Source organism: Micromonospora sp. bgisy143, assembly GCF_057708145.1.
The window spans coordinates 26,985-35,533 of sequence record NZ_JBYIRN010000044.1; the positions used below are offsets into that span (position 1 = coordinate 26,985).

Consider the following 8,549-nt stretch of genomic DNA (forward strand, 5'->3'; position numbering starts at 1 on the left):
CCGGGACTCAAGGGGTTTGACCGATGACGGCTCCGGACACTCCCACGCGCGAGTGGTGTAAGAGCAGCCGGAGCAGCGCAAGCGGCTCGAACTGCGTCGAGGTGGCCGTACTCCCTGCCGGGCTGGCGGTGCGGGACTCCAAGGACCCGGACGGCCCGGCGCTCGTCTTCGGTCGGGACGCGTGGTCGTCGTTCGTGACCGGTCTACGGAGCGACCCGCGCGTCTGACCGTTGCCCGCACGAGGCTGACGGCGCTGCCACACGTCCGACCCGCCATCCGCGCCCGCCCCGATCCCGGACGGCGGGATAGAGTCGCTGATTGACCAATCGCGGCCGACGGCGGCCGCGGCGCCACGTCTTGGGGGTACGGGTGAGCGAGGCGCACACAACCGGTGACGGGCAGCCCACGGCCGAGTCGGAGACGACCCTGGTGGTGGTCACCGGACTGTCCGGGGGCGGTCGCAGCACCGTGGCCCGCGCGTTGGAGAACGTCGGCTACTACGTCGTGGACAACCTGCCGCAGGCGCTCATGCTCGACATGGCCGAGTTGGCGGTCAAGGCGGGTGGGGCCGCCCGGCGTACCGCGATGGTCCTGGACGTCCGCTCGCGCGCCTTCTCCACCGACCTGGCGGGGGCGATCCGGGAGCTGAAGGAGCGCGGCTTCTCGCCCCGGGTGGTGTTCGTCGACGCCGACGACGAGGTGCTGATCCGTCGGTTCGAGAGCGTCCGGCGGTCGCACCCGTTGCAGGGGGACGGGCGGCTCGCCGACGGTATCGCCGTCGAGCGCGGGTTGCTGGAGGAGGCCCGCGACCAGGCCGACGTGATCATCGACACCAGTCACCTGAACGTCAACCAGCTCCGCCGGCGCATCGAGGAGTTGTTCGGCGGCGAGGACGCCCGCCGGCTGCGGGTGACCGTGCTCTCGTTCGGCTTCAAGTACGGCCTGCCGCCGGACGCCGACTTCGTGCTGGACGCCCGGTTCCTGCCCAACCCGTACTGGGTGCCGGAGCTGCGCGAGCACACCGGGCGGGAGGAGGCGGTCAGCGCGTACGTGCTGGGGCAGGAGGGCGCGGACGCCTTCGTCGCCTCGTACGCCGACCTGGTCAACGCCACCACCACCGGCTTCGAGCGGGAGGGCAAGCGGTACCTGACGGTGGCCGTGGGCTGCACCGGCGGCAAGCACCGCAGCGTGGCCATCGCCGAGGAGCTGGCCGGCCGGCTGCGCCAGGCGGGACTGGCGGCCAACGCCCAGCACCGCGACCTGGGGCGGGAATGACGACGCGTCGGGTGGTGGCGTTCGGCGGCGGGCACGGCCTGTCGGCGTCGCTGCGCGCGCTGCGGCACTGCGCCCCCGAACTCGACCTGGACATCACCGCCGTGGTGACGGTCGGTGACGACGGCGGGTCCAGTGGCCGGTTGCGCGCCGAGCGGGGCGGCCTGCCCCCGGGAGACCTGCGCCAGGCTCTGGTCGCGCTGGCCGGCGACCATCCGGCCACCCGACGCAGCGCCGGGCTCTTCCAGCACCGCTTCGCGGCGGTGGAGGCTGTCCGCGTACTCCAGCACACCGGGACCGACGCGGCCCCGGCGGCGGCGGACGCGGCCGGCCCCGACGCGGACCCGGTGGCCCGAGCGCACGCGGCCCCGGCAGCGGGCGACGCGCGGCGGACGGACGCGGACCCGGGTGCCGGAAACCCGACAGGCGCGGACCCGGCGGCGCGCGACGCGCAGAAGACGGACGGGCTGGCCGGGCACGCGGTGGGGAACCTGGTGCTCTCCGGCCTCATGGAGCTGCTCGGCGACCCGGTGGCGGCGCTGGACCACGCCGGGGCGATGCTCGGCGCGGTCGGGCGGGTGCTGCCGATGTCGCGCCAGCCGGTCGACATCGAGGCGCGGGTGCGCGGGGTGGACCCGGACGCCCCGGACGAGGTGCGGACCGTGCGCGGCCAGCACCAGGTGGCGGTCACCACCGGACGGGTCGAGTCGCTGCGGCTGACCCCGGTCGCCCCGGCGGCCTGCGCCGAGGCCCTCGCCGCGATCGGCGCGGCGGACTGGTTGATCTTCGGTCCGGGGAGCTGGTACACGAGCGTGCTGCCGCACCTGCTGGTGCCGCAGTTGGCCGACGCGATCGTGTCCAGCCCGGCCCGACGGCTGGTCACGCTGAACCTGGCCGCGGAGAAGGAGACCCTCGGCCTCTCGGTCGCCGATCATCTGGCGGCGCTGCACTGGTACCTGCCCGAGCTGAAGGTGGATCTCGTGCTGGCGGACGCCAAGGCGGTGGGTGACCCGGAACCGGTCGAACGTGCGGCAGAATCGCTGGGTGCCCGCCTGGTCCTCGCCCCCGTTGCCGTCACCGACGGCACTCCCCGCCATGATCCGGCTGCCCTGGGCGCCGCGCTGGTGCCTGTCCTGGGCGCCGATCGTTAGACACGTACGTAATCACCGGCGACACGCCGGAACAGGTCCGTGAGGGGACGCACAATGGCGATGACGGCTGCGGTCAAGGACGAGCTGAGTCGGGTCGACGTGCCCAAGCCCTGCTGTCGGCGGGCGGAGATGGCCGCGCTGCTCCGCTTCGCCGGAGGGCTGCACATCGTCTCCGGCCGGGTGGTGGTGGAGGCGGAACTGGACACCGGCGCGGTGGCGCGTCGGCTGCGCCGGGAGATCGCCGAGGTGTACGGCTACCCGAGCGAGATCCACGTGCTCGCCTCCGGCGGGCTGCGCAAGGGCAGCCACTTCATCGTCCGGGTGGTCAAGGACGGCGAGGCGCTCGCCCGGCAGACCGGCCTGCTCGACGTGCGTGGCCGGCCGGTGCGCGGGCTGCCGCCGCACGTGGTGGCGGCGAACGTCTGCTGCGCGGTCTCGGCGTGGCGGGGCGCGTTCATGGCGCACGGCTCGCTCACCGAGCCCGGCCGCTCCAGCGCGTTGGAGATCACCTGCCCGGGGCCGGAGTCGGCGCTCGCGCTGGTCGGCGCGGCCCGCCGGATCGGCATCACGGCCAAGAACCGTGAGGTACGCGGGGTGGACCGGGTGGTCGTCAAGGACGGCGACGCGATCGCCGCGCTGCTCACCCGCATCGGCGCGCACTCCAGCGTGCTGGCCTGGGAGGAGCGTCGGGTACGCCGGGAGGTGCGGGCCACCGCCAACCGGCTGGCCAACTTCGACGACGCGAACCTGCGCCGCTCGGCGCGTGCCGCCGTGGCCGCCGCCGCCCGGGTCACCCGCGCGCTGGAGATCCTGGCCGACGAGGCGCCCAACCACCTGACCGACGCCGGACGGCTGCGCCTGGAGCACCGGCAGGCGTCGCTGGAGGAGCTGGGCGCGCTGGCCGACCCGCCACTGACCAAGGACGCCATCGCCGGGCGGATCCGCCGCCTGCTGGCGCTGGCCGACAAGCGGGCCCGGGACCTCGGCATCCCGGATACCGAAGCAGCCGTCACGCCCGACATGCTCGTGGTCTGATAGGACGGTGGGCCCGTACGGTGCGCCGGGAGCACGACCCGGCGCAGCGTGGTCCCGCACGCTCGGATAGGGTCGCTGAGTACGGCAAGGGGGCCGACATCGGCACTTCTCGTCGTGCCCACCGCCTCGGGCGGTCAGGTCCTCAGACCGCGCGGCGGGGTGGCCGAGATGAACCGTCGACGGCCGGCTCCAACGGTCGGCGCACACCATTCCCGCCGGCCCGTTGAGTGCAGCCGGCGGACCAGAACGCGAGGAGATGGGACCTGTGACCATCCGGGTTGGCATCAACGGCTTTGGCCGAATCGGCCGTAACTTCTTCCGGGCAGTGCTGGCGTCCGACGCCGACATCGAGGTCGTGGCGGTCAACGACCTGACCGACAACGGCACGCTCGCCCACCTGCTCAAGTACGACAGCATCCTGGGTCGCCTGCCGTACGAGGTCAAGGCCACCGCCGACGAGATCACCGTGGGCGGCAAGACCATCAAGGCGTTCGCCGAGAAGGACCCGTCGGCGCTGCCGTGGGGCGAGGTCGGCGCGGACGTCGTCATCGAGTCGACGGGCTTCTTCACCGACGGCACCAAGGCCAAGGCGCACATCGACGGTGGCGCCAAGAAGGTCATCATCTCCGCCCCGGCGAAGAACGAGGACGTCACCGTGGTCATGGGTGTCAACCACGACACCTACGACCCGGCGAAGCACACCATCATCTCCAACGCCTCGTGCACGACGAACTGCCTCGCCCCGATGGTGAAGGTCCTGCAGGACACGTTCGGCATCACCAAGGGTCTGATGACGACGATCCACGCGTACACCCAGGACCAGAACCTGCAGGACGCGCCGCACAAGGACCTGCGCCGGGCGCGCGCCGCCGCGCTGAACATCGTGCCGACCTCCACCGGCGCCGCGAAGGCCATCGGCCTGGTGCTGCCGGAGCTGAAGGGCAAGCTCGACGGGTACGCGCTGCGGGTGCCGATCCCGACCGGCTCGGCCACCGACCTGACCGTCGAGGTCGGCCGGGAGACCACCGTGGACGAGGTCAACGCCGCGCTGAAGGCCGCCGCCGAGGGCCCGCTCAAGGGCATCCTGGTCTACAACGAGGACCCGATCGTCTCCGCCGACATCGTCACCGACCCGGCGTCGTGCATCTTCGACGCGCCGCTGACCAAGGTCATCGGTAACCAGGTCAAGGTCGTCGGCTGGTACGACAACGAGTGGGGTTACTCGAACCGCCTCGTCGACCTCGTCAAGCTGGTCGGTTCGTCGCTGTGAGCATCCGGACCCTCGACGACCTGCTCGCCGAGGGGGTGTCGGGTCGGCGCGTGCTGGTGCGCGCCGACCTGAACGTCCCGCTCGACAAGCAGACCGGTGCGATCACTGATGACGGGCGCATCCGCGCGGTGCTGCCGACCCTCGGCGCGCTGGTCGAGGCCGGCGCGAAGGTGGTCGTCTGCTCGCACCTGGGCCGCCCCAAGGGCGCGCCCGACCCGCAGTTCAGTCTGAGCCCGGTCGCCGGGCGGCTCGGTGAGCTGCTGGGCGCCCCGGTGCGGTTCGCCACCGACACGGTCGGTGAGTCGGCCCGCTCCACCGTCGCCGACCTGGCCGACGGCCAGGTCGCCCTGCTGGAGAACCTGCGCTTCAACGCCGGTGAGACCAGTAAGGACGAGGCCGAGCGGGGCGCGTTCGCCGACCAGCTCGCCGCGTTCGGTGACGCGTACGTCGACGACGCGTTCGGCGCCGTGCACCGCAAGCACGCCAGCGTGTACGACGTGCCGGCGCGGCTGCCGCACGTCGCCGGCCGGCTGGTGCTGCGCGAGGTCGAGGTGCTCTCCAAGCTGACCAGCGAGCCCGAGCGGCCGTACGTGGTGGTGCTCGGCGGGTCCAAGGTCTCCGACAAGCTGGCCGTGATCGAGGCGCTGCTGCCGACGGTCGACCGACTGCTCATCGGCGGCGGAATGTGCTTCACCTTCCTCAAGGCGCAGGGCCTGGAGGTGGGCACCTCGCTGCTTGAGAAGGACATGGTCGAGACCTGCCGCAACCTGCTGGAGCGGGCCAACGGCAAGATCATGCTCCCGGTCGACGTGGTGGTCGCGGACGCGTTCGCGCCGGACGCCGCGCACGACACGGTGCGCGTCGACGGCATCCCGAGCCACCGGCTCGGCCTGGACGTCGGCCCGGAGACGGTGGCCGGCTTCGCCGCCGCCCTGTCGCAGGCCAAGACGATCTTCTGGAACGGGCCGATGGGCGTGTTCGAGATGGCCGCCTTCGCGGCGGGCACCCGGGGCATCGCCGAGGCGATCACCAAGGCCGACGCGTTCAGCGTGGTCGGCGGCGGTGACAGCGCGGCGGCCGTACGGGCGTTGGGGCTGGACGAGTCGAGCTTCGGTCACATCTCCACCGGCGGCGGCGCCTCCCTGGAGTACCTGGAGGGCAAGACCCTCCCCGGCATCGCGGCCCTGGAGAACTGAGCATGGCGAGCACGACCCGTCGGCCGCTGATGGCCGGCAACTGGAAGATGAACCTCAACCACCTCGAGGCCAACCTGCTGGTGCAGAAGCTGGCCGCGAGCCTCACCGAGAAGCAGCTCACCGACGTGGAGACCGTCGTGCTGCCGCCCTTCACCGACCTGCGCACCGTGCAGACGGCGGTGGACGGCGACAAGCTGCTGATCGGCTACGGCGGGCAGGACCTCTCCCCGCACGCGTCCGGCGCGTACACCGGTGACATCTCCGGCGCGATGCTCGCCAAGCTCGGCTGCACGTACGTGGTGGTCGGGCACTCCGAGCGGCGGGCCTACCACCACGAGGACGACACGGTGGTCAACGCCAAGGTGAAGGCGGCGCTGACGCACGGCCTGACCCCCATCCTCTGCGTGGGGGAGGGGCTGGACGTGCGTGAGCAGGGCACCCATGTGGCGCACTGCTCCGACCAGCTCGACGGTGGCCTCGCCGGGCTCACCCCCGAGCAGGTACGCCAGGTGGTCATCGCGTACGAGCCGGTGTGGGCGATCGGCACCGGCAAGACGGCCACCCCGGAGGACGCCCAGGAGGTCTGCGGCGCGGTCCGCCAGCGGTTGGCGGAGCGCTTCGACGCCGAGACCGCCGACGCCGTCCGGGTCCTCTACGGCGGCTCGGTCAAGGCGTCGAACGTCGCCTCGATCATGGCCCAGCCGGACGTGGACGGCGCCCTGGTGGGCGGCGCGAGCCTGGACGCGGAGGAATTCGCGCAGATCTGCCGGTTCCCCGAGCACATCGCTCGCTGATCGCTCGCTATTCTGGACACCGCCCGTCCACCGGCCGGTGCCGGAGTGCCCGACCTGTCCGGGCGAGGATCGCTACGAGAGGACTGCCCCCAGCCATGCCGATCTGGTTCGCATACACGTTGATCGTGTTGCTGGTCATCACGAGCGTTCTGCTCACCCTGCTCATCCTGCTGCACCGCGGTAAGGGCGGCGGGTTGTCGAGCATGTTCGGCGGCGGTGTCAGCTCCAGCCTCGCCGGCTCCTCGGTGGCCGAGAAGAACCTGGACCGGTACACCGTTCTGGTGGGTGTCGTCTGGTTCGCGGCGATCGTCGGGCTGGGGCTCTGGCTCCGTCTCCAGATGAGCAGCGGCACCTGAGCGAGCCCGCCAAGTCGTACAATCTGCGCGCGGTCCGTCACTCGACGGGCCGCGCGCAGTCTTTTCTCCGCTGCACCGCGTCGCCCGCCGCCCACCCCCGACGGCGGCGGGTCCCCTCCGACGACAGGAGCGAGCAGCCGTGCCCAGTGGCAACGTCATCCGTGGCGCCCGCGTCGGGTCCGCGCCCATGCGCCCCGACGAGCGGCACCAACCGGCCCCCCGACAGGCCGTCACCTACTGGTGCCGCAACGACCACCAGACCGACATCCGGATCGCGGCCGACGCCACGGCGCCGCCGCTGTGGGACTGCCCCCGCTGCGGGCTCCCCGCCGGCCTGGACGCCGAGAACCCGCCCGGACGGGTCCGCGCCGAGCCGTACAAGAGCCACCTGGCGTACGTGAAGGAGCGGCGGACCGCCGAGGAGGGGGAGGCGTTGCTGGCCGAGGCCCTCGCCGCGCTGCGCCGCCGACGCGGCGAATAGCCGAACGGGCCCCTCACCGTGCGGCGAGGGGCCCGTTCGTCGCGTCCAGCGCAGGCTGCGGCGGGACGTCGTGCGCTGTGCGGGGTGAAGTCGGCCTAGCGCAGGCTGCGGAAGCGGGCCGGCACGTCGGCGGCGGCCGCGCGGTCCAACAACCAGCGGGTACGGTCCACGCCGTGCACCCCGGCGGCCGGCAACTGCACCGGCCCCGCGCCCGCCAGCGCCATGCCCACCGCGCGGGCCTTGTCGGCGCCGCCGGCCACCAGCCAGACCTCCTCGGCGGTGTTGATCGCCGACAGGGTGAGGGTGGTCCGCACCGGCGGCGGCTTCGGGCTGCCCCGCACCGCGCTGACCGGCCGGGTGTCGTGGTGCACCGGGTGCTCCGGGAAGACCGAGGCGACGTGCCCGTCCTCGCCCACCCCGAGCATCAGGACGTCGAAGTGCGGCAGCGCCGCGTGCCCCGGCCGGGCGGCGCGGGCCAGCTCCTCGGCGTACGCGGCGGCGGCCGCCTCGGGGTCGTTGCCGGCCGGGCCGTCGGAGGCCGGCATGGCGTGCACCCGGGCCGGGTCCAGCGGCACCGCGTCCAGCAGGGCGGCGCGGGCCTGGGTCTCGTTGCGCTCCGGGTCGCCGGACGGCAGGAACCGCTCGTCGCCCCACCACACGTCGACCCGGGACCAGTCGACCGCGTCGCGGGCCGGCAGCTGCGCCACCGCCCGGTACACGGCGGCAGCGATCCGACCACCGGTGAGGACCACCGCGGCCTCACCCCGGTCGGCCTGGGCGTCGAGCACCTTCACCAGCAGTCGGGCCGCCACGGCCTGCGCCAGCAGGTCGGCGTCGGCGTGGACGGCGACACTCGCCTCACTCATGCGTTGTGCCTTCGTTTCCGGACCGCGGGGCGGTCGCTGTCGCGTCGTACCCGGACGGGAGTGTCCGGAGGTGGCGGTCGAGGGGGGGGGGGGGGGGGGGGGGGGGGGCGGGGGGGGGGGGGGCGGGG

At 72.9% G+C, this 8,549-nt stretch carries 10 protein-coding genes; 9 read left to right on the forward strand and 1 reads right to left on the reverse strand.

Features of this window, described 5'->3' with window-relative positions:
• The first annotated feature begins 23 nt into the window (after positions 1-23).
• The 9 genes from AC3EN4_RS30505 (at position 24) to AC3EN4_RS30545 (ending at position 7,555) form a co-directional block, all read left to right on the forward strand.
• Positions 24-227 carry a DUF397 domain-containing protein gene (locus tag AC3EN4_RS30505; protein WP_435209869.1) on the forward strand — a complete coding sequence of 68 codons (204 nt, stop codon included), beginning with the start codon at positions 24-26 and terminating at the stop codon, positions 225-227.
• 142 nt (positions 228-369) lie between these two features.
• Positions 370-1,275 carry an RNase adapter RapZ gene (gene rapZ / locus AC3EN4_RS30510; RefSeq protein ID WP_422735921.1) on the forward strand — a complete coding sequence of 302 codons (906 nt, stop codon included), beginning with the start codon at positions 370-372 and terminating at the stop codon, positions 1,273-1,275.
• Positions 1,272-2,423, forward strand: a complete 1,152-nt coding sequence (locus AC3EN4_RS30515) for a gluconeogenesis factor YvcK family protein (protein WP_435209871.1) — start codon at positions 1,272-1,274, stop codon at positions 2,421-2,423. The genes rapZ and AC3EN4_RS30515 overlap by 4 nt, the downstream gene beginning before the upstream one ends.
• A 54-nt stretch (positions 2,424-2,477) precedes the next feature.
• Positions 2,478-3,458, forward strand: a complete 981-nt coding sequence (gene whiA, locus AC3EN4_RS30520; protein WP_030337350.1) for a DNA-binding protein WhiA — start codon at positions 2,478-2,480, stop codon at positions 3,456-3,458.
• A 265-nt stretch (positions 3,459-3,723) separates the two neighbouring features.
• Positions 3,724-4,728, forward strand: coding sequence for a type I glyceraldehyde-3-phosphate dehydrogenase (gene gap, locus AC3EN4_RS30525; RefSeq protein WP_435209873.1), 1,005 nt, complete (start codon positions 3,724-3,726; stop codon positions 4,726-4,728).
• Positions 4,725-5,924, forward strand: a complete 1,200-nt coding sequence (locus AC3EN4_RS30530) for a phosphoglycerate kinase (RefSeq protein WP_422735918.1) — start codon at positions 4,725-4,727, stop codon at positions 5,922-5,924. Before gap ends, AC3EN4_RS30530 begins: the two co-directional genes overlap by 4 nt.
• Before the next feature lie 2 nt (positions 5,925-5,926).
• Positions 5,927-6,718 carry a triose-phosphate isomerase gene (gene tpiA / locus AC3EN4_RS30535; protein ID WP_435209875.1) on the forward strand — a complete coding sequence of 264 codons (792 nt, stop codon included), beginning with the start codon at positions 5,927-5,929 and terminating at the stop codon, positions 6,716-6,718.
• Between the two features lie 95 nt (positions 6,719-6,813).
• Complete coding sequence (gene secG / locus AC3EN4_RS30540) at positions 6,814-7,074, forward strand: preprotein translocase subunit SecG (protein WP_422735916.1); 261 nt, start codon at positions 6,814-6,816, stop codon at positions 7,072-7,074.
• Between the two features lie 139 nt (positions 7,075-7,213).
• Complete coding sequence (locus AC3EN4_RS30545; RefSeq protein ID WP_357134282.1) at positions 7,214-7,555, forward strand: RNA polymerase-binding protein RbpA; 342 nt, start codon at positions 7,214-7,216, stop codon at positions 7,553-7,555.
• A 95-nt stretch (positions 7,556-7,650) separates the two neighbouring features.
• Here AC3EN4_RS30545 and pgl read toward each other — a convergent pair whose 3' ends face one another.
• Positions 7,651-8,421 carry a 6-phosphogluconolactonase gene (pgl, locus tag AC3EN4_RS30550; protein ID WP_435209877.1) on the reverse strand — a complete coding sequence of 257 codons (771 nt, stop codon included), beginning with the start codon at positions 8,419-8,421 and terminating at the stop codon, positions 7,651-7,653.
• Between the last annotated feature and the right edge of the window lie 128 nt (positions 8,422-8,549).